23 protein-coding genes, 1 tRNA gene and 1 pseudogene are annotated in these 23,649 nt (G+C 58.2%); 8 read left to right on the top strand and 17 right to left on the bottom strand.

All coding sequences use genetic code 11. From position 1 onward, the window contains the following. Positions 1 to 8 precede the first annotated feature (8 nt). From LDN85_RS09470 to LDN85_RS09460, 3 genes are all read right to left on the bottom strand, one after another. The gene (locus LDN85_RS09470) at positions 9 to 308 is read right to left on the bottom strand and encodes a hypothetical protein (protein WP_050684098.1); all 300 of its coding nucleotides are present in this window, start codon (positions 306 to 308) and stop codon (positions 9 to 11) included. 390 nt (positions 309 to 698) lie between these two features. After that, positions 699 to 3,347: an AAA family ATPase gene (locus LDN85_RS09465; protein WP_223945203.1), complete on the bottom strand. Its 2,649-nt coding sequence runs from the start codon at positions 3,345 to 3,347 to the stop codon at positions 699 to 701. A gap of 146 nt (positions 3,348 to 3,493) precedes the next feature. Continuing rightward, complete coding sequence (locus tag LDN85_RS09460) at positions 3,494 to 4,039, bottom strand: C40 family peptidase (protein WP_223945443.1); 546 nt, start codon at positions 4,037 to 4,039, stop codon at positions 3,494 to 3,496. A gap of 725 nt (positions 4,040 to 4,764) precedes the next feature. On the opposite strand from LDN85_RS09460, the gene LDN85_RS09455 reads away from it, so the two are divergent. Further along, positions 4,765 to 4,938, top strand: coding sequence for a hypothetical protein (locus LDN85_RS09455; RefSeq protein WP_223945202.1), 174 nt, complete (start codon positions 4,765 to 4,767; stop codon positions 4,936 to 4,938). Positions 4,939 to 5,362: 424 nt separating this feature from the next. Here LDN85_RS09455 and LDN85_RS09450 read toward each other — a convergent pair whose 3' ends face one another. Then, entirely contained in the window at positions 5,363 to 6,262 is a 900-nt protein-coding gene (locus LDN85_RS09450; RefSeq protein ID WP_223945201.1) for a sigma factor, read from the bottom strand. Between the two features lie 182 nt (positions 6,263 to 6,444). On the opposite strand from LDN85_RS09450, the gene LDN85_RS09445 reads away from it, so the two are divergent. Next, positions 6,445 to 6,768 (top strand): helix-turn-helix transcriptional regulator, encoded by a 324-nt coding sequence (locus LDN85_RS09445; protein ID WP_091466822.1) that lies wholly within the window; start codon positions 6,445 to 6,447, stop codon positions 6,766 to 6,768. Here the strand turns inward: LDN85_RS09445 and LDN85_RS09440 are convergent. From LDN85_RS09440 to LDN85_RS09410, 6 genes are all read right to left on the bottom strand, one after another. Beyond that, positions 6,722 to 7,228, bottom strand: coding sequence for a hypothetical protein (locus LDN85_RS09440; RefSeq protein ID WP_223945200.1), 507 nt, complete (start codon positions 7,226 to 7,228; stop codon positions 6,722 to 6,724). The two genes, LDN85_RS09445 and LDN85_RS09440, sit on opposite strands and share 47 nt — an antisense overlap. A 438-nt stretch (positions 7,229 to 7,666) precedes the next feature. Continuing rightward, positions 7,667 to 8,563 carry an alpha/beta fold hydrolase gene (locus tag LDN85_RS09430; protein ID WP_223945198.1) on the bottom strand — a complete coding sequence of 299 codons (897 nt, stop codon included), beginning with the start codon at positions 8,561 to 8,563 and terminating at the stop codon, positions 7,667 to 7,669. A 298-nt stretch (positions 8,564 to 8,861) separates the two neighbouring features. Next, a complete protein-coding gene (locus LDN85_RS09425; RefSeq protein WP_223945197.1) occupies positions 8,862 to 9,320 on the bottom strand; it encodes a hypothetical protein in 459 nt (152 codons plus the stop codon). Beyond that, positions 9,317 to 10,333, bottom strand: coding sequence for a hypothetical protein (locus LDN85_RS09420; protein ID WP_223945196.1), 1,017 nt, complete (start codon positions 10,331 to 10,333; stop codon positions 9,317 to 9,319). Before LDN85_RS09420 ends, LDN85_RS09425 begins: the two co-directional genes overlap by 4 nt. After that, complete coding sequence (locus LDN85_RS09415; RefSeq protein ID WP_223945195.1) at positions 10,330 to 10,815, bottom strand: hypothetical protein; 486 nt, start codon at positions 10,813 to 10,815, stop codon at positions 10,330 to 10,332. The genes LDN85_RS09420 and LDN85_RS09415 overlap by 4 nt, the downstream gene beginning before the upstream one ends. A 637-nt stretch (positions 10,816 to 11,452) precedes the next feature. Next, a complete protein-coding gene (locus LDN85_RS09410) occupies positions 11,453 to 12,280 on the bottom strand; it encodes a hypothetical protein (RefSeq protein WP_223945194.1) in 828 nt (275 codons plus the stop codon). A 165-nt stretch (positions 12,281 to 12,445) separates the two neighbouring features. Between LDN85_RS09410 and LDN85_RS09405 the strand changes: the two genes are divergently transcribed. Then, entirely contained in the window at positions 12,446 to 13,018 is a 573-nt protein-coding gene (locus tag LDN85_RS09405; RefSeq protein ID WP_223945193.1) for a hypothetical protein, read from the top strand. Positions 13,019 to 13,767: 749 nt separating this feature from the next. On the opposite strand, the gene LDN85_RS09400 is transcribed toward LDN85_RS09405, so the two are convergent. From LDN85_RS09400 to LDN85_RS09390, 3 genes are read right to left on the bottom strand one after another with little or no spacing between them, the layout of a single operon-like run. After that, complete coding sequence (locus LDN85_RS09400; protein WP_223945192.1) at positions 13,768 to 14,640, bottom strand: hypothetical protein; 873 nt, start codon at positions 14,638 to 14,640, stop codon at positions 13,768 to 13,770. Positions 14,641 to 14,699: 59 nt separating this feature from the next. Further along, positions 14,700 to 15,845: a HigA family addiction module antitoxin gene (locus LDN85_RS09395; RefSeq protein ID WP_223945191.1), complete on the bottom strand. Its 1,146-nt coding sequence runs from the start codon at positions 15,843 to 15,845 to the stop codon at positions 14,700 to 14,702. Between the two features lie 13 nt (positions 15,846 to 15,858). Further along, positions 15,859 to 16,158 carry a type II toxin-antitoxin system RelE/ParE family toxin gene (locus LDN85_RS09390; RefSeq protein ID WP_223945190.1) on the bottom strand — a complete coding sequence of 100 codons (300 nt, stop codon included), beginning with the start codon at positions 16,156 to 16,158 and terminating at the stop codon, positions 15,859 to 15,861. Between the two features lie 307 nt (positions 16,159 to 16,465). Here LDN85_RS09390 and LDN85_RS09385 point away from each other — a divergent pair, with 307 nt between their 5' ends. The 3 genes from LDN85_RS09385 to LDN85_RS09375 all read left to right on the top strand — a co-directional run bounded on the left by LDN85_RS09385 (position 16,466) and on the right by LDN85_RS09375 (position 18,643). Beyond that, positions 16,466 to 16,675: an ABC transporter ATP-binding protein gene (locus tag LDN85_RS09385; RefSeq protein ID WP_223945189.1), complete on the top strand. Its 210-nt coding sequence runs from the start codon at positions 16,466 to 16,468 to the stop codon at positions 16,673 to 16,675. A gap of 101 nt (positions 16,676 to 16,776) precedes the next feature. Beyond that, the gene (locus tag LDN85_RS09380) at positions 16,777 to 17,058 is read left to right on the top strand and encodes a DUF3892 domain-containing protein (RefSeq protein ID WP_223945188.1); all 282 of its coding nucleotides are present in this window, start codon (positions 16,777 to 16,779) and stop codon (positions 17,056 to 17,058) included. Between the two features lie 220 nt (positions 17,059 to 17,278). Next, complete coding sequence (locus LDN85_RS09375) at positions 17,279 to 18,643, top strand: hypothetical protein (RefSeq protein WP_223945187.1); 1,365 nt, start codon at positions 17,279 to 17,281, stop codon at positions 18,641 to 18,643. A 120-nt stretch (positions 18,644 to 18,763) separates the two neighbouring features. Here the strand turns inward: LDN85_RS09375 and LDN85_RS09370 are convergent. After that, a pseudogene (locus LDN85_RS09370) lies at positions 18,764 to 19,359 on the bottom strand (recombinase family protein). A 261-nt stretch (positions 19,360 to 19,620) separates the two neighbouring features. On the opposite strand from LDN85_RS09370, the gene LDN85_RS09365 reads away from it, so the two are divergent. Next, on the top strand, positions 19,621 to 19,887 hold the full coding sequence (locus tag LDN85_RS09365) for a hypothetical protein (RefSeq protein WP_223945186.1): 267 nt from the start codon (positions 19,621 to 19,623) through the stop codon (positions 19,885 to 19,887). A 23-nt stretch (positions 19,888 to 19,910) separates the two neighbouring features. Here the strand turns inward: LDN85_RS09365 and LDN85_RS09360 are convergent, their stop codons facing one another. Together LDN85_RS09360 and LDN85_RS09355 are read right to left on the bottom strand one after the other, a co-directional pair. After that, a complete protein-coding gene (locus LDN85_RS09360) occupies positions 19,911 to 21,041 on the bottom strand; it encodes a site-specific integrase (RefSeq protein ID WP_223945185.1) in 1,131 nt (376 codons plus the stop codon). A gap of 86 nt (positions 21,042 to 21,127) precedes the next feature. Then, positions 21,128 to 21,209 (bottom strand) — tRNA-Leu (locus LDN85_RS09355). A gap of 198 nt (positions 21,210 to 21,407) precedes the next feature. Here LDN85_RS09355 and LDN85_RS09350 point away from each other — a divergent pair. Further along, on the top strand, positions 21,408 to 22,013 hold the full coding sequence (locus LDN85_RS09350; protein ID WP_026540371.1) for a response regulator: 606 nt from the start codon (positions 21,408 to 21,410) through the stop codon (positions 22,011 to 22,013). Between the two features lie 141 nt (positions 22,014 to 22,154). On the opposite strand, the gene pyk is transcribed toward LDN85_RS09350, so the two are convergent. After that, positions 22,155 to 23,648 (bottom strand): pyruvate kinase, encoded by a 1,494-nt coding sequence (gene pyk, locus LDN85_RS09345; protein ID WP_223945184.1) that lies wholly within the window; start codon positions 23,646 to 23,648, stop codon positions 22,155 to 22,157. Between the last annotated feature and the right edge of the window lies 1 nt (position 23,649).

Here is a 23,649-nt window from a genome sequence, read left to right as displayed (position 1 = left end):
GCGCGCGGCTAGAAGCCCAACGGAAAGGCCGTCTGAGACCAGAGTATGTATCCGTTGATGCCGCCAAGAATTGCTGCGACGGGGCCGGTCCACAGCAGGATTACTCCGCCGCCTGAGGCCAGCCTCGAGGATTGGCTCAGTTTGCCGGCCAACAGCATCGCAGCTCCGATGATCGCCACGATCGCAATGACGATAAAGGCGCCGACGAGGATGCCGCCGCCTATCTGCTTGAGGGACTCAAGAAAAGGAAAGTTCGCGTTTGGGGTGATCCCAGGATCCACCGCTGCCAGTACCATCTGGTGCTCCATCCAGTCGTCTTCCTATGGAATGAGCTGATTGGGCTCACGACTTCATGGCGGTCGGGGAATGGAACAACATGACGGCAGCCTCAGATGCAATACGAATTTCGAGTAGGTCAGATTCTTTTGCCGAAAAGTGAGAGACGTATGCCGGAGGAGCGAAGGTGGCCCACCAAAGCGTCCTCACTAGTTCAGTACGCTTTCGTGAGCCAAGTACGCCAAAGCGTAGTGCGCCACAGCATTTAGCTAGAATTCTCGGAGCGAACGCCCGCCAAGTTATACATGAAAACGGCCTTCGCCTACGGACCTAGCCACGATCGCGTCCCCCTCCTCGCCCGCACACACCAAAACGAAACTTCGAACCGGTAGCAGCCGAAGGAACGCCCACCGGTGGCGGGTCTACGCAGAGACGCTAACGGCTCTGGCTGCAGTTTCCACCAGCAGGCACTGAGGACATGTCTGGAGCTCTTTGGCCCATCGGCATGAGGCTGGCCACTCGTCCGTGCGGCCCCAGGCATTTGGCTCAAGGAACTGAGCCAACCACTTGAGCTGGGATGCATACTGCTTAATCTGCACAACGCTGGGATAGACGAAGTCAGCGTGGCTGGCTTCATCAAGAAGATAGTCTTTGCGTCTGTCGATGGAATCCAGTAGCCGGGCAATGGGTGTGCGGGCGCTGCGATGCCGTGCCGAGCCACACTCGCTGTGGACTCGTTCAATATCCTTAATCACCCGGGCAACGTCATCGAAGGCCGCACCTACTCCGCGTTTGTCCAATGAGTCCTCACCCGATTTCGAATACCCCAGACCCAATGGACCTACGACGACGTGGATATCCTTGACAATCATTTCAAGGGCTTGCCGTAGCTGATTTCCTGCTGCGCTCCGCAACCAGAGTCGATTTCCGTCGTCCGGATGCTCGGACAACAAAGTCTCAACGCGTTCCAGGTACTGCGTTGCGGATCTGGGAACAACGACAGCCTGAGGAGGAACAACACTGTTATTGACTTCGATGACCAGTTGGGAAGTTGTAGGCCACCTGTGCCCATGGTGTCGCCACAATTCGCGGACAAACTGATCGTCGTGTGTTAGTACGACAACTTGCCGCCGAACGCCATCGTGCCCCTCCAACAGACGCGCGATGCCCTCGCCGGCCAACTTGTCGCGCGTTAGATGATCAAGCATATCGGTGGGGTCGTCGATAATCACCGGCTGACCAGGGGCTTCCCGCTCTAGGGTGGCCAGGTGAGCTGCCAGTCCAAGCATGTCAAGTTGGGAGTCCGAAAGCCGTCCGATAGCTTTGACCTGCCCTCCTCCCGCAACAAACAAGTCCAGCGACGTCCGCCCTGAAGTGCCTCTCGTTGCCACACGGACACCTGGTGTCTTGTCGGGGGCCAGGCGCGCCATCCACTCGTTAATTGGTTCAGCAAGAAGGCCGCACCTCTCACCGACTGTGCTGTCTAGGTGCGTCTTAAGTGCCGCACTTGCTCGCTTCATTACAGCTTGGCGTTTCTTGGCCCGTCTGGTTTCCACAACTTTTCCAGCGATCAGTTGCGCATTGAGAATGCGCCAATCCGCCTCCAACGCCGCCGGGCGCTTGGCCGTGGCTATCCGTTCCTGTCGTGCCTGCGTTCGCAATTCCTCGCATTGCATGCTCATGGCCTCAAGTGTTTGGCGTCGTACCCCGAGGTCCGTCAGAGACACCGCAAGCGATCGGAGATCTTCCACGATCATCGTGCGGCCGGCTTTTTCTTTGGCACCGGCTATTGCTTGAATCTCAGCGTTCCACTCAACCGACTTTTTCTGCAGCTCAGTATACGAAGCTCGAAATTTAGAGTCTGTTTCTGAAGCCCCCAAAGCCTGCGATATTTCGGCAGGTACAACAGAAAGTTGCCAATCAAGACCTCCTAGAGAAAGTGCATCCATCGATGCTGCCGCACGCGACTGAACGGCCTTCTGCATGGACAGATGCTGCTCGAGTGCAGCTAGATCTTGAAGTATGCGCTCAATTTCGGTCAGCCGCTCGGGCCTAACGGTTCCGTCTTCGCAGGCCGGACAAATCTCATGAGGCTTGGCGGAAGAAAGAAAGGCCCGCAGAAGTTCCATAAGCTCCGGGGCGATCCCCCCACCCGCGACGGGCTGGGGCTGGGCGGCCAGATCCTCTATTCCCTGGATTGACTCCACCAAGCTAGCGATCTGAGGAAGAGTGGGGGGAATCGAGATCGGTTGCGCCAACGTGGCGTCCCAAGGACTCGCTGGAAGAAGCTCGTCCACTGGCTCAGCGCTTAGGACAAGCAGCGCCTCCTGCGTGATCTGATCTCTGATGAATGATTCGTCGGCGTCGCTGGCAGTGCTTGCAACTAGTCGTGCCACTTCCTCCACGAACTCCTGCGGAACAATAGGGGCTACTTCAAGACGCTTCGCTTGCTCTGCCAATAGGTTTTGGGCGCCACTCCATTCTGCAGTCAGTGCGCTCAGACCTAGCGCATCGCCCAAGCGAGATGCCCGATCCGGTCCCTTTAGAGCGATGACTTCGCGAAGCCTCCTGCGCGCCAGCAAATGAACCGGGGGCGCCATTTCCGCAGCCTGACCCCATGTCGCGGCCCATACCGAGTCGACCGCTTCCATACCTTTAGCAGGCCGCCACACGGCATTGACCTTTGCGATTGGCGAACACGGCGAACCGTTTAGAGTGGCATGCTGGACGTGGTGTTCATCCTTCATTTCGCCCTCAAGCTGAGGGTACTGGGCTGCTCTAGTTGTACGTCCGTCCGATAGTAGTTCTATCGCATCAACCAGGCTCGTCTTTCCTGAGCCGTTCTGGGCGTAGATGATGGTGAGGCCGCGAGAGAGCTGGATGGTTTCCAACGGCCCAAAGGCCCGCACGCCCTGAACTCCGAAACTCTCTATCCAGCCGTTAAACGGCTCTTGGGCAATTAACGCCGGGGGTTCAGCAATGCTCTTGACCACTTTCGAAACCGCTGCGTCATCCGGCGAATCCAGCGCCTCGACGGCAGCCATGATTCTACCGGCAATTTCACTACCCAATGTCAAAGAATTCCCCCGTGCTTAGTTGTTCGTTCCACTATCGCCTACCGGAGTACTTTTCAGGATGCGCCACTCTGTGTTCCCGAAAATCTCTCTGACTACACACGGCAAGGTTCAGGATGGTGACCCGGCCATTCATTCCTTGATCAGAACAGTAGATTGAAATAGGCCGTTCCGGGGTTCCAGTCGATCGGATGTAGCAATGTCCCAGCGGACGGGTTGAGCGCGCTATACATCATGCCGTCGCCAGCATAGATCCCCACATGCCCCCAGTTATATGGACCCTGTGGGTTCTGCACGACAAGGTCCCCGATCTGTGGGCTGTCCGTCATTCGCCCGACCCGCCACTGCTCCACACGCGGCAATTCGATCCCAACCTGCCGATAGATCCACTGCACGAATCCGGAGCAATCCCAGGCCTTGAATGCCGTTCCACCCCAGACGTAAGCACCGCCCAACCCTGCCTGGGTGAAGCGCAGAATGTCCTGCCTGATTTGAGACAAACCTTCCGCAGACACCGGATCAGGCCCACCGCTCTCCACCGCGCTGCACGTCGGGACCGTGGTGACACCCTGGAGCAGGTCAACGATCGCGGTCGCCCGTGGTTCCCATCGGGCGTAGAGCTCTGGAAACGCTGAAACTTGGACTGCTTGGGCTGCTTGCCCTTTGCTCATGGCAGACCAGCCCGGCACATCCAGCAAGCCTCGAGGACTACCTTGATTCGGTCCAGAAGGCCCTCCATAGAATGCCCTCGCATTGTAGGAAAGGTCCATCAGCTCTGCGACAGTTCCCCATCCAGCCGCTGGCCGCTGCTGTGCCGAACCTACTGAGTCGTGGTCAATCCCAACCCCGTCATGAGGAAACTGAAATGACGCAGGGACATTCGCGTTGGCGAGCATCCGGAGGGTCGACTCCTGGAGAGACATCATTATGGCGATCACCATCGCCTCCCGAGGAACGCCAAGTTGCTTCCCGACGGAAATGTACCCCTGCGCCACAGCAATCTGCCCTGCGGAGAGTCCAACGGCTTGACCATCCAGCCGAGATCCACTGTTCTCGAGGTCGCTTCGTGTGACAGTGCCGCTACTCGACACACACCCGACAGATGATTCCGGCTTGTCGCCCGCCAAGACTAAAGCGAGGGTACTGACCACAACACCCAGGGAAAGCACGATCACGAGAACGACGGCGGTCGCAGCCCTTACCAGCGTTCGGCGCCTGGCTATGGCCATCGCCAATGCCGGATACGGCATCAGTAGACGATCCGGCTGGTCGAGGCATAGAATCCGACCATTTGGCATCGATCAGGCGGAGCGGTCGCTGCCGGCGGGCAATTAGCCATGACACTGACGGGGGCTGTGTATGAATTGCTGCTACTAACTGTCTGATCAACGACCTTGAGTCGAACCGTGCAGACATGAAGCCCCACCCACGGAGCTGGACGTTCGCGAACTTTCACCAGTTCGTTGTCGCACGCCATGGATTCGAACGTTGCTACCCGGTAGGCACCTTGGCCTGCGAGCGAAGCGAAGGACCCCGGGTTGATGCCCGTTGCCTCAAACTCCTGGACGAGGACGGCCAACGGATTTGATCCGTCAGGGAGCACGAACCACCAACCCCGAATTCGGGCGTACACATCCGAATAGGACGAACTTCGGGTGTCCCAGCTATAGATAGCCACGGCGGTCGCGGAAGCAAGGGCCCGATAATCGACCGTGACAGGCGGAACGGACGCCGGCACCTTAGAGAGTGGAGCTGATGTCGTTGGTTTCGGCGTAGGCGTCGGTGAAGCGCTCGGTGAAGCCTTCCGCGTTTGAGACTCTGCCGATGGGAGATCGGTCCCTCTCGTTGACGGGGACTCCCGCGGTGTGACCAGAACGAGAATGAAGGCGCCAAAGATGGCCGCCAGTGCTAGGCCAAATAACCACCGGCGAGTTCTTCGCCCAGGCCAAAGGGATTCAACCATGTTTTCCTCCTGGCCTGTTCATGCTCACCTCGCCAATGAGCAACATGACTCAAACAGCCGAAGTCATGGAACTGCGAATGACTCGCCATGCCGTTTGATACAACCGACGGGCCGTGCCGATTTGAACTGCCACATATCGATCAGTGACGTTGTACTCCTCGGCAACAGCAGCGATGGCAGCCTGCCGTTCGACGCCGTGATGTTCGGGCAGAACGATTGCTTCGGCCACTCCCCGTAGCAGCGGACTGGGCAGACAGCCAACGGCGTGCCGGCACAAACCGGGCATGTCATGCACAGCTTCAGGATCTACATCCAACGCTTGGCTTACTGTCTTTGCAGTCTGCCGAACCGCGGTGACCGCGTTCCAGCGGCGACGGTCTTGAGGCGACGGTGGTGCGTATCGTCGCGGCTCGGTAAGGCTGCCCACTGCGAGGCGCCATACCGGAGCTGACACAGCGGCCCGAGTCAGCATGAGAACCATGTGCGCCCATTCTTGATCGATGACCTCCTCAGCACCGCGGTAGTCACGGGACACGACTAGCACCGTTAGCTGCTGCAGAAATTCCGAGCTCTCCCCCTCGCCGGGATCTACAAGCAGGGGCAACGTCTTGTGGCCGAGTTCCTTACGGACATGCGCAGCACAGACATTTCCCGCTACTCCTTGCACCCATGCCCCAAATGGAACTCCAGGGATCTGCCGGTAGTGTCCGCGTGCCACCCCGTCCCAGACAGCCATCCTGATGTCTTGCATGACATCGTCCACATCGCACGAGCGGCCGATCCGACCTAAGTGCGAGACGACGTAGCGACGCACGCCTTCTACCGATGCCATCATCTGGTCGACGGGAACTGTCAGGGTCGGCGCCACGGGATTCAGCAGCGAAATATCTACCGGGGATGGCGTTGAATTTACGAATTCAGCGTTGCCCGCCAGGTGTTCCAGGCTCATGGCTCTCACCGCTTCGACTAACGGATTCGAATATCTCCAGCGCCACCAGATGTGGCGGCTCAACGTGGCAGTGACGACACTGACCACAACACAAGCTTCTAAAGAATATTGTCGAAGATAATTAAAGTATCGTCAAGATCCCAGTTCTTACTTTTTGCATGTTGTTCAGTAAGAATGGAGCCATGCCACGGATCACGCAGCCTCACGACGACGCGTGGTCGCCTGACGTTGAAGACGCCGTGGCGACGTTCGGGAACCGATCAAGGAATGAGATTCTGAGGTTCCTGACGGCAAATGGTCCTGCATCCAGAGGGGACATCGTCGCTGCGGTCAGCGCCGGCGAACCCAGCGTCGCCAAACACCTCATAGCCCTTGAACAGGTCGGCGCCATTGAGGTCGATGTGGAGGCCGGACGGCGCCACGGCCGCTCTCCTCGCTACTCAGCGAATCCTGCCCGCATCAAGGAGTTGCTGGACGCCCACCTTCGGTATGTCTTGGAGGAGTAGTCGCGGCACGCTCCCCATTCGGATGCAAGTCGATGTCTCTGTTCAGATACTCGGAGATTGCGCGAAGCGTTTCCGGCGAGACGTCTCCGAGCGTCCTAGCAGCGAATGACTTCACCCGGGCTGCCCTCAGAGACTTCACAAACTCCAACTGCGAGTCGATCCGTTCGGGAACGTCGCCTTCGACGCCGTTCAGCAAATACGAGGGATCGACGTCGAACATCTCGCAGATAGCGCCAAGCAGCTGTGGATCACTGACGAGGCGACCTGTCCCGTCCTTCATGTAGAACCACCTGGCCCTGGAGATCTTGATTCCTCGAGCTCGGAGTCCGGCCTCAATCTCCCTGAAAGTGACGGGCGAACCCCTCTCGGCCACAACGACGTCGAGCAGCAGGTTTAGCCGACGGGCGAGGGTCGCCTGTGGTGACAACTCGCCGTTGCGGCTAGCGTCTTTCGCCGGCATGCTCCACCTTTCGTCTGCCTCGTTCGATTTGAGATGCTGCTGCGTTGCCCTCAGTATTCCGCGAGCGCCGAGGCTAGACAATCAGCTGCACATTGAATCTTTTCCACGATGTACATGAGGCGTATCGTGTTGCTGTAGACCCGTCTACAGCAAGCATCCCTTACAAACCTGAGCCGTGGTTTTGAATGTCCACATCCATCTTGATGAACCGAACACGGAGCCAGATCCTTCGCTTCCTCATCAGAAGTGGGCCATCGACCCCTGGCGTCTTGGCATCAGGGCTTCAAGCTTCTCGAAGGACGGTTCGGCGTCATCTCCTCGTCCTTGAGTCGGCTGGCTACATTCAGGCTTTGGCCGACGAGCGTTACTCCGCTCACGCCTCATTGGTCGAGTGTCAGCTCATTGACCTAGCGGCCCAGTACTCCGTGCAAATGCCTCCTACGCCTGCGCTCCCGCTTGTCCAGGACTAGAGCAAGCCAGCGGGAGACCGTGGAACCACTCCTCGACCGATCGCTCCCACTTTTCGGTGTCGACATTCCACTCCAGAGAGTGACCCACGGATTCAAACTCCACCAATCTGACTAGGTCCGGCCTCAGACTGGCAGCGTTCTTCGATACTTCGAAGGGCGTTGTGTCGTCCTTCTTTCCATGGAGTACGAGGACCGGTTTGTCCAGTTCAGTTGCTCGCGCCAGCCAATCCAGGGAATCGAGAGTTATGGGTTCAGCAAGGCCGGTCAACCACCGGAGGCGCTTGGATCGAAGAATGGTGAAGCCCAGGTGCACAAGTGGCCGAGGAAGTCCGGCCGCCTTGGCGTTCGCTGCCAGGGTCGTTCGCCAGTCGAAGACTGGCGCGTCGAGAACCATCCCGGCTACTCGCGAGGAATTCGGCGACTGGGCCGCTGCTTGAAGGGCGATGGAAGCGCCCAGTGACCATCCGAAAAGGACAAGGCGTTCAGCGCCATTGGAAACGGCGTAGTTGATGCCAGCCTCGACGTCGCGCCACTCTGTCTGGCCGAGACGGTAGCGGCCATCGTAAGACGGCGGGGCGTCGCCGTCGTTGCGCAACGAGACTACCAGCGACGTCAGCCTCAGACGTCTTGCGACTGGTATGCCTCTGAGAGTGCCGGCCCTCCGGCCGCCCATTCCGTGGATGTGGATGGCCCAGACACCGGATGCTTCGACACCGGCGGGCGGATCGAACCTCCACGCTGGGGCGACACCGTTGTCGACTGGAATCGCAACGTCTCGGTACGGCAGACCAAGTTGCTCCGGTTTCGAGTAAACGTACCCGCTCCAGATACCGGCCGTAGCTTGTTTGAGGTCCCCAGAGTCCACTCGCTCAACCGTCCGGGTTACTGTCCTTCGGTCGGGGTGGGACTTGACGACCGGTCCTAGGCATGCGTGGCCTGTCCCCTGCTCATACCAAAAGCTATATCGTCCCGGCGCTCTCGTTTGTTCCGTAGCGGGAAGTTCGATTTCCAGAGATCCGTCTCCAGTGGTGTGCACCGCCCGAACATCCAAATCCTCACGACGACTGTATTTCGGGACTACAACCTGACGAGCGAAGTATGCTGCACCGGCGACGCCTGCAAACAGAGTCCCGGATGCAGCAAGAACTCCGACCCCTAGAGCCCTACGACCGGTTACTGTCGGCATCGTCCACCCCCTGAGCCCTCTTGCGTTCGTCAATCACCTGGCGGAGCCTTACCAGGGTTTCCGATGAGATCCCCTCCAACTGACGAGCGGCGAAGTTTCGCACGCGTGACTCACGCAGGGAACGGAGAAGTTCCAGCTGAGACTCTACGAGCCCTGGTATCTCACCAGCATCATCGAGGAGGTAGTCACGGTCTACGCCGAAGAACTCTGCAAGGTTACGGAGCAGCATGGGATCGGTCGCCAGCGAACTATCACCGCTTCGCATGTAGGCCCACCGCGAGCGGGAAAGTGGCGTTCCGCGTTGACTCATGTGCCGATTGATCTCGGGGTAAGTCAACGCCTCCGACCCCTCGGCCTCATAGAGGTCAAGGAGAAGGTTGAGCTTTCGCGCCAATCGGGCCTGAGGGGTTTCGGAGGAACTGGCATCATCCGTCATATCGCCTGCTCCCCCTTTCGTCGACGAACTGCATCTTTGCGCACGAAAGGTCCCGCAAGATAATTCTCAGCAGCGTTCATGACATTGAGGTCGTGGATGTCCAAGGAACTGCCTAAACCGGGCTCGACTAGTAGAGCATCCTGTACTTCAACAAGCATTCTATGGAGCCGTTGCGCCCGATCCTGAGGGCTGATGACATCGGTGTCCCGCACGAGCCGAACGTCTTGCCGCTTCTTTGTTGTCTTTTCCCAGATTTTCGTGAGGCCCCTGAGTAACTCCTCTTCGGTCGCAGATTCCCTATGCCGCAGAACTCGACGCGCCACAGGCGGGATCGCCAGACCTACGCACAGAAAGGCCATGGCGGCAACGACCGCCGCATCATAAATAGGCGAGACCGCACGCATAGTGTCCAGGCGTCCTTGCAAATGCAGAACGTCCATGACCAGCACAAGCAATACGAGAAGAACGGCGAAGCTACAGCCAACCCCAATGAACGTAAATGCAGTGCGGAAATAGGGTCTCAACATATCTCCGCGAAATCGAAAACATGTAACACCGGTAGCGCTAACCACATAACCGATGTAAACGAACTGGATCGCTGAGTAGATGGCAGCGGGCCACTGATCACCGTAATCCATCATGAACCGAGTAGAACTGCCCTGAGTGACGATGGCCCTGAAGCTGGCTGCGAGACCCATGATCACCACGGCCAAGGGAATTAGAGTTGCCCGGTCTCGTTTCCCGACTGTCTCATCCGGCGTCGCCGCCCGGAGGATAGCTCTCGAGAGAAAGTAGATGCCCACGACCATAGATATGTTGGCCAACAGGTCCACGAGGTTGCGACCGCCCAAGACAGAATCAATGCCCAAGTAGAGCTGATCGACGTTGAGCGTCAGTGAGACTGAAATCGTGACTGCGGCCGTCAGCACGCTATGATCGCGCCGTCTCCTGATTCCAGGGAGGAGACAGATGACGAGTAGCCAAATCAGAGCTGCGACCACAATCTGGATCATTCGAAAACCCTCTCGAACGATCTTGGCTCTTTCGCGCTGTTCCTGATTGCTGCTGCAAAGAGATCCGCGAGCGATTCCGCGGCGGCCTCTAAATGATCAGTGAAGCTGCTGCGAGCCAACACCCGAGACACGAGACCCGCCGAGAGGTTCGGAAAGAGAACCTCCATGTAGTCCGCCGGCACGACAAGTTCGTCGTGCCTCAAGACCATGTGCCCCAGCTCGTGAAGGACGAACTGTTGCCTGTGAAGTCCAGACGGGCTGACTGCATGCAAGATAATTTCGACATCCTCGGTGGACAGCCACAAACCGCAGACCGATCCACCATTCAGTGCTACTGCAGCTTCAATCTGTATTGGCCTATGCCTGACACCTGCGACCACTTCGACGAGTCGTTGCAGGTTCAGGTGAATCGGAAGCGCCAACGAATCGAAGGCGTTCGCGGCGCGCTCCGCCGGTGATAGCCCTGAGGTATATAGGTTCATTGGCACGGGCATCCCCAGTGATGTGTTTCCCCTCGGTTCGTAGTGACGTGACGCAAGTTGCTGCGCCAGGCCGACGTACCCTCAATTCAATTGAACGCCTGCTCTCTGGACATGTCCAGAGAGCAGTACAAGCGCAGAGGTTTTAGTCCACCGTTTGCCGCGAGACATTTAGCGGCGCCGGCCTCTCGTTCGACGGATGTCCTCCTTGGAACCGCTGTGGCCGGTCGGGTTGCGTCATATCTCGCCAGGGCTCTCGCCCTTCGCTCCCAAACGGAATTATTCGCTGGCTGCAGCCCAGTCTTTCGGGTGTGCGATCGGGAGCAGTTGAATTGGGCCGCGAGCCGGAAGCTAACAAGGAACTCCCGTCCAAGCTCATCGTCCGCGTCTCAACAACCCAGCACCCAAGGCCAGTACCGCGAATAGCGAGCAAGCTCAACCCGTGGCGCACCAGCAGACCGACTTTTCTTAGAACCGGAACACCCCGAGACGGCCCGGGCCGTTCGGCGCTTTGCAAAGCGCCAGGCACTCAGCTCCCTTGAACGAGTTCTTAGGCTTTACTCCGAAGTTTGCGTTTCGGAATGGATACAACGGGACTAGTCGTCTGGGGCGGGCTTCGTCACCGTAGGCTTGGAACGGCCTAGCTCGGAAACGGAGGCAGCGATACCCATTCCGGCTCGGGAAGATCCCCAAACTTCGGCCACGTTCCAGAAACGATGTACCTGAAGATCCTGTCAGTTTCTTGATACAGCCATCGCTGCAGCGGAACCATAAGCGTCATGCGGTCATGGAAGCAAACCATTGGCATGGGCTCCACCTGCCACAACGCCGGCCAACGAACATCCTTCAGGGGCGTCTCACTGTCGAAAGAAGCTGTGAACCAAGGGTGTCCCCACAGGTCGGCCGTTGCACTGTCCGGCATCGGATGAAGCCGGGGAGGGGTCACGTTTCCCGGCAGGGCCAGCATTCCGACCGTTGATCTGTGCTTGTCCAGGTTATCCAGCGCCGTCACTAGGGTCAGCACGTGCGCCGCTGGGTCGTCCGCATGCCATGGCTGAACGTCCGCTATTCGCTGGAGAAGTGCAAACGGTATAGACGCTAGCGGCTTGATCTTGTTGTTCCATTTGCGGCTATCGTCAAGGACCGGAAAGTAGACCTCCGTAGGCTTCTGTGGCCCGACGCCTTCAAGGTGGCAGAGCTCGAAGGCCAACAAATCCAGCGCGGCACGCAGGTTGTGGACCGCATCCCCGAAGCGGCTGCCCCATTCCAGTAAGGGGATCTCCGGCTTATCAGGCATAAACATTTCGTAGGAATTGGCCTCCCCGGAGAAGGGCCTGGTCGGCGCCAGAATCGGATTATTCTCCGTCCAGTCGCCGATTTCTCTTTCAAGATCCCGAAAATGGCGGGCTCCCCCGTAGAGCTTCATAGCTGCTGGGCTGGCGTACTGCTTCTGGAACTGTTCCACCATGGACTCAGTTTAGGTCGGCCTCGTAGACAGGTCGTTTCACCTCCTTGGATATGGGATGGTCGGTCAGTGGATAGGTCCAAGGCGACGGCCTCAAGGGGCTCGCTTCAGTGCATGCGGCTCCCAAGCGTAACACTCCCTCGCTTCAGCACGCCCTACGATGAATGAATGACTCCTAGCGGCGACTCAGTAGATGAACGGAAGCATTGGTGGGAACGCCACCCGAACTTAACCTCTGGTCTGGTCGGCCTGGGCGTCGGTCTTCTGACCATCACGGCCGGCGTCTATGGTTCGAACACTGCAGCCGAAACCTCCGTAAAAACAACGAGAATGCAGATCGACGCAGAGGCCCAGCAGAAACAGCGCGAACAGCGCGAACATTCGTATAGGGCGTACCTCGATTCAGCAAACGAGTACTGGCTGGCGGCAAGAGCTATATTCGGAAAGCCTGCTCCAGAAACATCTCAGGAGATCCAGGCGGCCTTCACCAAATTCGTCACCGCACGCTCAAAATTCCAAGGGCAGGTCAACGAGATATCTGTTTATGGGAGTGACGAAGCTTGGTCAGCGCACCAGAAAGTAGCCGCAACCCTGCCCAAATCCTTAGGGCTACCAGAGGGCAAGAACTTTTCCGCTGAAGAGGTGGCCGACGAGGCAACATTCACCACGGCATACACAAACTTCCTCGCCGTTCGCTGTCGTGAAGTAGTACAGCCGTCGCGAAGCGGTTGCGCCGATTGAGTACTGTGACCTGTCTCATTGCTTTGAATCTGGACACACTCGACTTTTGGACGGCTAACGTCACTACGCCTCTTCCCACGGAACGGATAGTTCGTTCTGCTTCACGAAACTTTGCCACCAAGACATACAGTCGGCGGCGAGAGTGCGCGCATCGTAATCCTGGGGTTCGGATGCCGGTGGCTGCCACACGGTGATCTTCACCGTCGGCGACCATCTGCCCTGAGGCATCTTTACTGCCATTACTCGCGCCGTCGCTTTTTCCGGCTGGCCTTGACGCCCGTCTCGAGTGTGGTTCTTGGAGGTGCTCACTACCCCCCCGCCTCACAAAGCACCATCGGTATGCGCTCCACGCCGCTTTCATAACTTTCTCCCTAACCGCGGCCGAAAGCTCAGTATCTCTCTTCATCCATTCGACAAGGTGCCAGCAGTCCTCGAAAAATTTCAAGAGCCGACGCCTGATGACGCGATTATCTTCACGACGACGAGGCTAGGACAGGATCCGGAACCCAGCCTCTGCGTGAGCCTCTTCAATGAATGGAAGACCGAAACCCCCCAGCTTTGGCTTTCGATCAGTATGCCGGCTACAAGTACCTCCCATTGTTGGTGAGGAAGGTGACGATCCGTTCGTCGGACGCAACGGAGCCGCCGGGCATCGACGGGCGTGGCAGCCCCTCCATGCAACGAGACCGGCGGCAGCAGAACAACCACAGGTGGAGCTGTCATCGAACTCCACTCCTCGAACGTTTGAGTTAGCGCGGCCAGGCAGCATGTGGCCTCGTAGATAGTTGGCCATAGCGCCTGGAAGCCTCGTCAAGAAGCAGCCCGGCTTCGTGCACAACAGTGGCGAGCACAGGTAATGACACTTCGCTTCCTAATGAGGAAGCCATTGCTTCACCGTCTGTGGCAGTTCCTTTGTGCTCATTGAAATATATTGACGCCCATTGCTTGCTGTGGGCGAAGCCACTGCACAGCTGCCAGGAGTTAAACCACGTGATCATGGCTCCTTCATGAGCAAATTCAATCGACTTCAGAATGTCACCCGATCCAGCGGGAGCCCACAACTTCCTGCCGGGAAAACCGTCGAGTGTTAGACCCGCCTCAGATGCAATCGCTCTTAGATCCTCATACCCGATGCTCTCCCGGGAGGCGAATGACTTCGACCATTCATGTTGAAAGCCATTGAAGAGTCTTACCTCGCTGCACCAGTGTTGAATGCACCTTCGTATCCTTGCTCGTCGAGACTGTGGGGCCATGAGCCACAACGCTTGACTCGTTGATTCCATGTGAGCGCGAACGAGAGCATACGGACCGTGTAGAGGAGCTGAGACATCGGCACCACCTTCGGTTTCCACGACGATCATTGCCCGAAGGCTGCCCGATATCTGGGTGGCGGTCTTCAACAGGTCGAGGACCAATGGCGACAACGCATAACCACCAAGAATTCGGTCGTCTTCCTCCAGCACACTTCCCGGTTGGACTTCAGGGAAGGTGTGCAGTGTGCTCTCAATCTCTTGATCGTGCTCAAGGCGTGACAAGAGCAGATCCCGGCTGTCAGCCAGTCGCTGCCTTACCTCGGCCGGAACCAGCACTTTCGGCGCTTGCTCGGCCGGTCCATAGGACATCGGTCAGTCCCTTTCAATAGGTTGCCAGTCGATACAAGAGAACCCTCAATCCAGACTCCCTATGAGTCCGGGCGGCTCCGGCGCGCTCCTGAAGAAACTGAAAGGATATTGGACGGAAGCGTTGACTGACTCCAGCGTTCTAGGTGCGCATTGACAGTGGGAGCACCTTTTGCCAGAGCCGTGCGGTAGTCAAGAGCCTTATCGCGTTGCAGTCTCCCAAGTACAACCACCGGATGAATACCTATCCGCTGAGCGTTAGAATCGATCCATCCTCTACGCACGGCTGCAGGCGGAGTCGGGAGTCCCCCTGGAATCTGCCATTCGCCGGCCTTTTCGTCGGCCGCTAGCTCTGTCGGCTCGCTAGACGTGTCTTCATCAATTACCAGGCGCTCGGGCGTCACATGCCCTAGGAGGATGTGCGCAACTTCGTGGAGCAAAGTAAAGAGGACGACGTCGAGTCGTTTACCTCGGCCCGAGAGAGCAATTACCGGTCGCCGGGTATCGTCGTCGAGAAGAAAAGAGGCCCCGTTGAGCTTACTTCCAGGAAATGCTTCGACATAAACGATACGCACGCCAACCGAAGCAAATTCATCAGGGAGCTTTGCAAAATTCTCTGGGGCAGAGACCACTCTGGACAGCCGTTCGGCCAGCCTCGTGAGGCCTTCCGCATCGTATTTACTAACTTGAAGCTTTTGCGCATGCTTACGAGCGCAGGCCAGCCAGGCTTTTTGGGTCGGAGTGGGTTCTTCGTCGCGATTAGAACGGCGTGCTGCGGCGAGAAAGCGCGGAGTATCTTCAATGTGTTGGATTTGGAACAGATCGACCAGTTCGCTTTCCTGTTCCTCTAAAGATCTTCCGGTCAGGATGCCGCGTTTAAGTAGCAGGGAGACTGGGGCGAGTTCATTCATCCGAGCACGGAGCTTGACCTCGTCCAGCTCCTTTCGAGTAGCTGCATTCTGGGACTGGCTCCAGAGAAGATAGGAATTCTGCAGGTTTAGCCAGTACTCCGGGCCCGTGCCGAGAGCTGCCCCAATCTGGGCCGCCGACTCGCGAGTGATTTCCTTCTTGCCGGCGATTATCTCCGAAACAAACTGCGCCGGACGTCCGAGAATCTGGGCAAAGTCACTCTGGGACCAATGACGTGCTTCAAGCTCCTCGGAAAGAAAATCCCCAGGAGGGAAAGCTTCAACGAGCTCGGGGGCCATAGCTATCAGTCCTTCAATGGTAGTCAACGGCTTCAACAACGATGGCTATTCGGCCGCCATGCTGAGTCTGGAACCGAAGAAACAGCCGGTATTGCGTGTCTATTCGAATCGACCATGTTCCAGCACGGTCGCCCTTCAACTTCTCCAGGTGAAGAGACTTCAGTGCTCTCAAATCTTGATCAGTGACCGCCGCATGGAGCTGTTGGATCCTTCGCCTGTAAGCCTTGGTTAGGTTCGGGGCCCAACGTGAAGTGCGGGGGTCTGGCTCGTAGGCGAGTCTCCGGAGATCCTCGTCCTCGTAGTCCACCTGCATTCCGTAAGCCGTCCTTCACCCCTGATGTGAATAACACCCTACAGGAAATGCCCATGTTGTAGTCACTATCATACGTCAAAACTCGTTGTTGCGCATCACCCTTGCTCTTGATGCAAGATGCGACTAGACTAGAAATATCGGGATAGTCCGATATGCAGAAGGGCGGACCCGCGACAACGGATCCGCCCAGCAACTCGAGGTAAGAACCGCAAGTTCCATGGTTAGTGGTAGCAGCGATTCTAACGGAGTCATCGGCGGCCGTGAATGGTCACCCTCCCCCTCGGATGAGTGTTCTGAGGAGGACACCATGGCACGATCAGTTAGCCGCAGCGCCCGGACCGGGCGCTTTGTCACCAAGGCAGCTGCCGCCCGGTCACCCCGGACGACGACCAGTGAGCGGGTCGGCGCCGGAACCGGGAACGGACGTAGCGTGAACCGCTCGGCCGCAACGGGAAGGTTCGTCACCGACTCAACTGCGCGGCGGAACCCCAGCGGAACTATCACACAGCGGGTCTGAACTCAGAGGGCGGATCTCCACGCTCCCCCCGCTGCCAAACCCAGTGAGCTAAGCAAACCGAGCGAATTTAACACAAACAACCGATGCACCAGGAGTAGGCCATGGCCGTAAGAATCACCCACGTACACATTGAGGGATACCCGGAAGATCACCTCCACATCACCAGCTACAAATGGATCAACGAGGCGGACAACAACACGGGCACGAGCAACAAGCCGACGATGGTCGAGTGGATTGACGTGAAAAAGGGCCGCGCCTATGTGGGGACCGGCTCTTCGAAAGTGGAAGTGGGGGTGGTCCGCCCCGATAACGCGGCCGCGTACCTCCGCACTTACGCCGATGGCCAGTGGAACAACAACCTACTGGCCTTGCCCAGGTTCTGATCCCTGCCTCTAGATCCACTCGCGAGGTCACTGCGTCATTTGACGCAGTGACCTCGCTTTGTTGCAGTGTGCCACGCGGCGGGGGTACATTCTGCGTCAGTGCGATCACCGCTAGCCGAACACTTGGCAGAGGCCCGCTCACCGACCGAATTCAGCTCGCCGCGGCAAGCCCTCATCGAGCAACAGCAAAGTATGCTTGGCGTTCTGCTTGAATATAGCCATGCCTGATAAACTCGACGCGGTTCCCGCTGCCCTTCACCTCGTTTGCGCTAAGGGGGCAAACCGGATCAGTTATTTGGGCGCATCTCGCATCTCTGAAGCGTTTGCTAAGGACGCCGCTCCCACGGTGGGCGCGATCTGCGTAGTCGTCCAGGCGGACTACGAATACGACTACGACGATGATATAGATGTGGCAACAGGTGACGCCATCGTAGCCCTCGCGATTGTCAACGGGATCGGCGGCGTGGCGAGCGGGACAGTGAGGGCGACACTGACTCCCGTTCACCGACTGCCTGAAGCTGTCCCAGTCAGTTCTTTGCAAGGAGAGCCTGTCGAACTCGGAGACCTGCCAGCCGACTACCACTCACGAAAACTCGACCCTGAAATTGCCGAAACCCTGCTCAACCACCTCGCGGGTATGGATCCCTCTGTGTCGAAGTGGTTGGCGCAGGTGTTCGGCGAACTCCGCACTTTTCCAACAAGTGTCGAACAATCCCGGGTGGAGGCGAAGGACGCCGTAAAGCTCGCTGCTCAACTTGCGGAGATCGAACTACCGGCAGATGCCTTCGTGTCCCCGCCAGCAGAGACTGAGAACGAGACATTACTCCAAACACTTCTCAACGCAGGCTACGAAGTGGACCTCGAAGAGGAGCTTCTCCCCCTCGACCTCCAGCGTTTCGACGGGAAACTGACTGGAAAGCAGCGTGCGGCGAGCGTCACGGAGTTCACGGATAAGTGGGATAGGACGAAGCTGATTGTCATGTCTGTCAACAAGAAGCCAATTGAGCTGGAACTAGGGGTCGACCTCCTCTACTGGGATCAAATCCACGATTCATTCACCTTCATTCAGTACAAACGGCTTGAGAAGGTCCCCTCGCCTAAGCCGTCCAGCGGTTCAGAGTGGGCGTATTTGAGGAAAGGGGAAATCGAGAAGCAACTCGAGCTGATGCCGAGTGGAAAGGACTCATCGGCGACAGCTGCCGACTGGCGCGCTTTCGGAACGCCATTCTGGTTCAAGTTCGTTCGCGGCGACGCGGGAAGCAAACTCGACGGCAAGACTCTCAAAGGGATGCACATCCCAGCTGATTGGTTGAGGCCTGCGATGAAAGACGAGACGTTTATGTCTGGTCCAAGGGGCGGGTTTCGTGTCACTTACGACAATGCCAAGTACCTCGGGCGAACGGCATTCACGCAGCTAATCTCCAGGGGTTTCGTCGGCACCGCCGGCGCGCGATCCAAGGCATTCAAGAAAGTACTGCGTTCAAAGGATCGCGAGCTAATCATCGCTGTGCGTACGGAGTGGCAGAAAGACACCACCCCCGCAGGCACAGCAAGGGCGCCCAGAGCGTCCAACGGCCTCGACTGAACACTTACATTATGGGCCTGCCCTTCACGTGACTGGATCACCGAGGACCAGGGAGTCTCCCTTTAGCTGACAACCTTTACAGTGACAACCGGCCGCCCTATTCGAGGTGACGGAATATCCTCAAGAACCAGGTGCGGCTGATCTGGCAGCGTGAGCTTGCTGATGTCGGTACAGAGTTGCCCTGCTCCACCCGACCAATTTGGCGGCCTCTTCAGCCGTGCGGCCCTTGGCTCGCTCCTGCTGCACGATCTCGAGTTTCCCGGCGACAACTGCGGGATCTACCAAAAAGGCATGCCGACCTTGGTTTCATTGGCCTCGGCAGCAGCGATACCGACGTTGGCCTGCACAGTGATCAATTCGCGTTCATAGTCAGCCAAGGTAGCCAGCATATTCAGCATCAACCTGCCCGTGCTCGTTGCAGGGTCTATTCCATCAGAAACGAAGCGCCACTTCCCTGCCCTGCAGCAGGTTCACGGTGTTCAGCACGTCGATCAAAGACCTCCCCAGGCGGTCCACCCGTAAGACCACCAGGGTGTCCCCAGCTTCCGCATAGTCGAGGAGCTTCTTATACCCGGCCGCTGACCCGCGGCCCGATTGCCGGAAGTAGCGTCCGAAAACACATCACGCCGCTGCACGCCCACGGACAACGACGAATCCAACTGCAACCGCGCATCCTGGGCAGCTGTACTGACGCTCGTATACCCAAGCCTCCTCATCCAGTCATCCTGCCTCGTGAACTGCATCGTCGAACACAACCGAGACACTTCGCAGCAAAATGACTATCAAGACATACGGTAACCAGAAAGATCCGTGGGATCCGGCGCTTTCATCCATGTAGCCAGCCTCCCTCGGGGAGACATTAGCTGCCTCGTGAACCTTTCCCTTTAGAGACAGTCCTGGACCCTCGCACTTTCGTCATGTTCCTGCGGGTGCTTAAAGCAATGAAAAGCCGAGGCGAACAAACGACGAGGTTTGACATGGACTTGGAATTTTTCGAACCTGCTGAGGCTGCGGCGCTCATGCGCTGCAGCGAAGGATGGCTGCGTGACGGCGCTGCATCGGGACGGTTCCCGCACGCATGCTGGGGCAAGGGAAAAATCGTCTTCACGTCTGATCACATCACGGAGATCGCTAGGCTCAGCGAGGTATTGCCCGGCGCCGACCCGGCAGCGGACAGCCGCGAAGGAAACAACGCCAACACTCGACTCATAGGTACTAGAGCACGCAACCGCATGGCTTCGTAAGGGAACACAAAAAGCTCGGCGCATCAGCGCATGAACGCCGACACCGACCGCTCCGTTGCATCCGCCCCAGCCTGCAGCGCTTCCGGCATCAGGTGCCCATAGACGCCCTCTGTAGTCCTGGTCGAGGCGTGACCCAACCGACGCGAGATAGTGAAGATAGGGACACCATCCTGAATCAACCACGAGGCATGGGTGTGGCGTAGATCGTGAATACGTGGATTCTTCCTCAGGCCGCGATCCTGGGCTGCCTTGACCGCCGGCATCCAGTAGTGGTGCCAGTAGAGTTTGTGAACAATCCGCTCACCTCTGGGTGTCGTGAAAAGCAGGTCACCACCAAGGCGTCCAGCCACCAACGGGATGAGCAGGTCAACCAGCGCCGGGTTCAACCCGATGGTCCGTTTGCCCGCGCCGGTCTTCGTCGGGCCGATATAGAACTGGTTCTGCCCGTCCCGCTTCCATGCCTTATTAATCCGAGCGGTCGCCGGTTTGCCCAGCAGATCAATGTCCGCGACGGTCAGCGCCGTGGCTTCCCCAAAGCGCGTCCCGGTCATCACCAGGAAGTTGGTGAAGTCCTTGTACCGCTCCCCCATACCGTCCATGATCAGACCGAACTCAGCATGGGTGAGGAACATCATTTCATCCTCGGCCTTTTCGACGCTAGGCAACTGCACGCCGCGGCAAGGATTGCGCGTGATGTACCCCAGCATCTCCGCAGTGTTCATCGAAGCAGAGATCAGCCCGTGGACGTTCTTGATCGTCTTCGGCGACCGCCCTTTGGCCATCATCGACTTCACCCAGTAGGCGATCATCCGATAATCCAGCTTGTCGACGGCGACGTGCCCGATGACCTTCTTTACGTGGAGATCAAGCATGGTCTGATACGTCTTCACAGTCCCGCTCGACGGCCGGATCAGGAGGTCGATGTGCTCCTGGATTACTTCGCCAACAGTGGGTATCTTTGCCCTGTTGTCCAGCAGTGCCTGCTGTGCGATTTCGAAGGACTGGCCGTTCGCATCGAGCAACCGCTTGAGCGTTTCCGCCTCATGCGCGGAGTCGACAGTGATGCCCTGCTGCTTCCGGATCTTGGGGTCGCGCCAGACCACCATGAAGGACGAAGAGCCGTCCTTTTTGACGCGTTTCCGGATACTAGCCACATGAAAATGCTAGTTCCGTGTCAACAGATTTGGGGGTTTTGTCAACAGTCAGGGGCCATATAGGCCCCTGACCTGCGACATTACTGTGCCCGAGGTGGGACTCGAACCCACACACCTTTCGATACTGCATTTTGAGTGCAGCGCGTCTGCCAATTCCGCCACTCGGGCGCGGATTACTTGGAAGTTAAATCTCGCTGACTGCTCTCATTTCTGTGAGCAACGCGATCCTTTCCCAGCACGCGAAACTACTCTACATGCAGATAGGCTGATTCAAAGAACCGGGCACGCTGATGCAACAAAAACCAGCCATCAAAGAGTCCACACTAAGATGGACATGAACCCGCCGAACCTTTTCAAGGAGATCCCGTGACCGAACAGACGGAGTCCACACCCACAGCCCAGCCGGCCCGACGCGTTGTCGTAGCCGAGGATGAGACCCTCATCCGCCTGGACATTATTGAGATCCTGAAGGGCGAGGGGTACGACGTCGTCGGCGAGGCAGACAACGGCGAGAAGGCCGTGCAGCTGGCCGAGGAATTGAAGCCTGATCTTGTCCTCATGGACGTGAAGATGCCTGTCATGGACGGCATTTCCGCGGCTGAGAAGATCGTCAAGGCACGTATTGCTCCCGTTGTCCTGCTGACTGCCTTCAGCCAGAAGGAACTGGTGGAGCGGGCACGCGATGCCGGCGCCATGGCGTACGTCGTCAAGCCGTTCTCCCCCGCGGACCTGATCCCGGCCATCGAGATCGCCCTGTCCCGCCACGAGGAAATCAAGGCGCTCGAGAACGAGGTCTCCGACCTCCAGGAGCAGTTCGCCACCCGCAAGCTCGTAGAGCGCGCCAAGAGCCTCCTGACCACCAAGATGGGCCTGACGGAGCCGGAAGCTTTCCGCTGGATCCAGAAGACCTCCATGGACCGCCGCCTCAGCATGCGCGAGGTTGCCGAAACCATCATCAACCAGGTCAACTAGCTTCAAACGCACGACGGCGGCCGCTCACCTCGCACGAGGTGGGCGGCCGCCGTCGTACGCACCAAAGCCGTACGCACCCACTGAGCCAACAAAAATGCGGGCCCCACCAAAAGGCGGGGCCCGCATTCAACAACCGAAGAGCTAGCTCTTGGCCTTGGACTTCTTTTCCGGCCAGGGGCCAACGGGTTCCTTGCGTGAACCGTCGTCGGTCTTGGAGGTGTCGGCGAGGTCGCCCACCTTGTGGACCTTCAGCGAGTTCGTGGAACCGGCCTGTCCGGGAGGGGAACCGGCAGCGATGACAACCAGGTCGCCTTCCTCCACGAGATCCATTTCGAGCAGGCTCTTGTCAACCTGTGCGGTCATCTCGTCAGTGTGGCCCACGGAGGGAACCAGCACCGGCTGGATGCCCCAGGTGAGGGCCAGCTGGTTCCAGACGTGCTCCACCGGGGTGAAGGCGAAGACGGGCTTGACCGGGCGCAGGCGCGAGAGGCGTCGTGCGGAGTCACCGGACTGGGTGAAAGTACAAATGTACTTGGCATCCAGCTGGTCGGCGATTTCGACGGCGGCACGGGTGATTGCGCCACCACGGGTCTTGGGCTTGGTGCCCAGCGGGGGTACGCGCTCGAGGCCGTGAACCTCGGTGGACTCGATGATCCGGGCCATGACCTTGACGGTTTCGATGGGGTACTGGCCCACGGAAGTTTCACCGGAGAGCATGACTGCGTCGGCGCCGTCGAGCACTGCGTTGGCGCAGTCCGAAGCCTCGGCGCGCGTCGGACGCGGGTTGTCGATCATGGACTCGAGGACCTGGGTGGCCACGATGACCGGCTTGGCCCAGCGGCGTGCCAGTTCAATGGCGCGCTTCTGGACGATCGGCACCTCTTCGAGCGGCAGTTCAACACCGAGGTCGCCACGAGCAACCATGATGGCGTCGAAGGCGTCGATGATCTCGTGGAGCTGCTCAACGGCCTGCGGCTTTTCGATCTTGGCGATCACCGGTACGCGGCGACCTTCTTCGTCCATGATCTCGTGGACGCGCTTGATGTCTGAGGCATCACGCACGAACGAGAGGGCGATGAGGTCGGCGCCGCGCTTGAGTGCCCAACGGAGGTCGTCCTCGTCCTTTTCGCTCAAGGCGGGAACGTTGACGGCTACGCCTGGCAGGTTGATGCCCTTGTTGTTGGAGACCTTGCCGCCAACGGTCACGGTGGCAACAACCTTGACGTCGTCAACCTCGATGGCGCGCATGGCCACCTTGCCGTCGTCGATCAACAGGGCATCGCCCACATTGACGTCTTCGGTGAGGCTTTTGAGCGTGGTGGAGCAAATCTCCTTGGTGCCGGGGACGTCTTCGGTGGTGATGGTGAAGGTGTCGCCGACGGCCAGCTCGTGGGGTCCGTCAACAAAACGGCCAAGACGGATCTTGGGTCCCTGCAGGTCAGCCATGATCGCAACAGGCTTGCCCAGCTGCGCCGCAGCCTTGCGGACGTTTTCGTAGGTGATGTCATGCACGGAGTAGTCGCCGTGGCTCATGTTCATGCGGGCAACGTCAACGCCTGCCTCCAGCACCGCGAGGGTGTTGTCGAAGCTGGAGATAGCCGGGCCGAAAGTTGCCACAATTTTTGCGCGTCTCATA

The sequence above is a fragment of the Arthrobacter sp. StoSoilB20 genome (assembly GCF_019977295.1).
GTDB classification, from domain to species: Bacteria; Actinomycetota; Actinomycetes; order Actinomycetales; family Micrococcaceae; genus Arthrobacter; species Arthrobacter nicotinovorans_A.
The sequence above is the reverse complement of the archived record's forward strand: the minus strand, read 5'-3'. Positions and strand labels throughout refer to the sequence as shown.

What these genes read in the sequence shown, in the direction of transcription:
- LDN85_RS09470 (WP_050684098.1), bottom strand. Translation starts at nt 308, where the DNA reads ATGGAGCACCAGATGGTACTGGCAGCGGTGGATCCTGGGATCACCCCA.
- LDN85_RS09455 (WP_223945202.1), top strand. Translation starts at nt 4,765, where the DNA reads ATGAAGCCCCACCCACGGAGCTGGACGTTCGCGAACTTTCACCAGTTC.
- LDN85_RS09450 (WP_223945201.1), bottom strand. Translation starts at nt 6,262, where the DNA reads ATGAGCCTGGAACACCTGGCGGGCAACGCTGAATTCGTAAATTCAACG.
- LDN85_RS09445 (WP_091466822.1), top strand. Translation starts at nt 6,445, where the DNA reads ATGCCACGGATCACGCAGCCTCACGACGACGCGTGGTCGCCTGACGTT.
- LDN85_RS09440 (WP_223945200.1), bottom strand. Translation starts at nt 7,228, where the DNA reads ATGCCGGCGAAAGACGCTAGCCGCAACGGCGAGTTGTCACCACAGGCG.
- LDN85_RS09425 (WP_223945197.1), bottom strand. Translation starts at nt 9,320, where the DNA reads ATGACGGATGATGCCAGTTCCTCCGAAACCCCTCAGGCCCGATTGGCG.
- LDN85_RS09420 (WP_223945196.1), bottom strand. Translation starts at nt 10,333, where the DNA reads ATGATCCAGATTGTGGTCGCAGCTCTGATTTGGCTACTCGTCATCTGT.
- LDN85_RS09415 (WP_223945195.1), bottom strand. Translation starts at nt 10,815, where the DNA reads ATGAACCTATATACCTCAGGGCTATCACCGGCGGAGCGCGCCGCGAAC.
- LDN85_RS09410 (WP_223945194.1), bottom strand. Translation starts at nt 12,280, where the DNA reads ATGGTGGAACAGTTCCAGAAGCAGTACGCCAGCCCAGCAGCTATGAAG.
- LDN85_RS09405 (WP_223945193.1), top strand. Translation starts at nt 12,446, where the DNA reads ATGACTCCTAGCGGCGACTCAGTAGATGAACGGAAGCATTGGTGGGAA.
- LDN85_RS09400 (WP_223945192.1), bottom strand. Translation starts at nt 14,640, where the DNA reads ATGTCCTATGGACCGGCCGAGCAAGCGCCGAAAGTGCTGGTTCCGGCC.
- LDN85_RS09395 (WP_223945191.1), bottom strand. Translation starts at nt 15,845, where the DNA reads ATGGCCCCCGAGCTCGTTGAAGCTTTCCCTCCTGGGGATTTTCTTTCC.
- LDN85_RS09390 (WP_223945190.1), bottom strand. Translation starts at nt 16,158, where the DNA reads ATGCAGGTGGACTACGAGGACGAGGATCTCCGGAGACTCGCCTACGAG.
- LDN85_RS09385 (WP_223945189.1), top strand. Translation starts at nt 16,466, where the DNA reads ATGGCACGATCAGTTAGCCGCAGCGCCCGGACCGGGCGCTTTGTCACC.
- LDN85_RS09380 (WP_223945188.1), top strand. Translation starts at nt 16,777, where the DNA reads ATGGCCGTAAGAATCACCCACGTACACATTGAGGGATACCCGGAAGAT.
- LDN85_RS09375 (WP_223945187.1), top strand. Translation starts at nt 17,279, where the DNA reads ATGCCTGATAAACTCGACGCGGTTCCCGCTGCCCTTCACCTCGTTTGC.
- LDN85_RS09365 (WP_223945186.1), top strand. Translation starts at nt 19,621, where the DNA reads ATGGACTTGGAATTTTTCGAACCTGCTGAGGCTGCGGCGCTCATGCGC.
- pyk (WP_223945184.1), bottom strand. Translation starts at nt 23,648, where the DNA reads ATGAGACGCGCAAAAATTGTGGCAACTTTCGGCCCGGCTATCTCCAGC.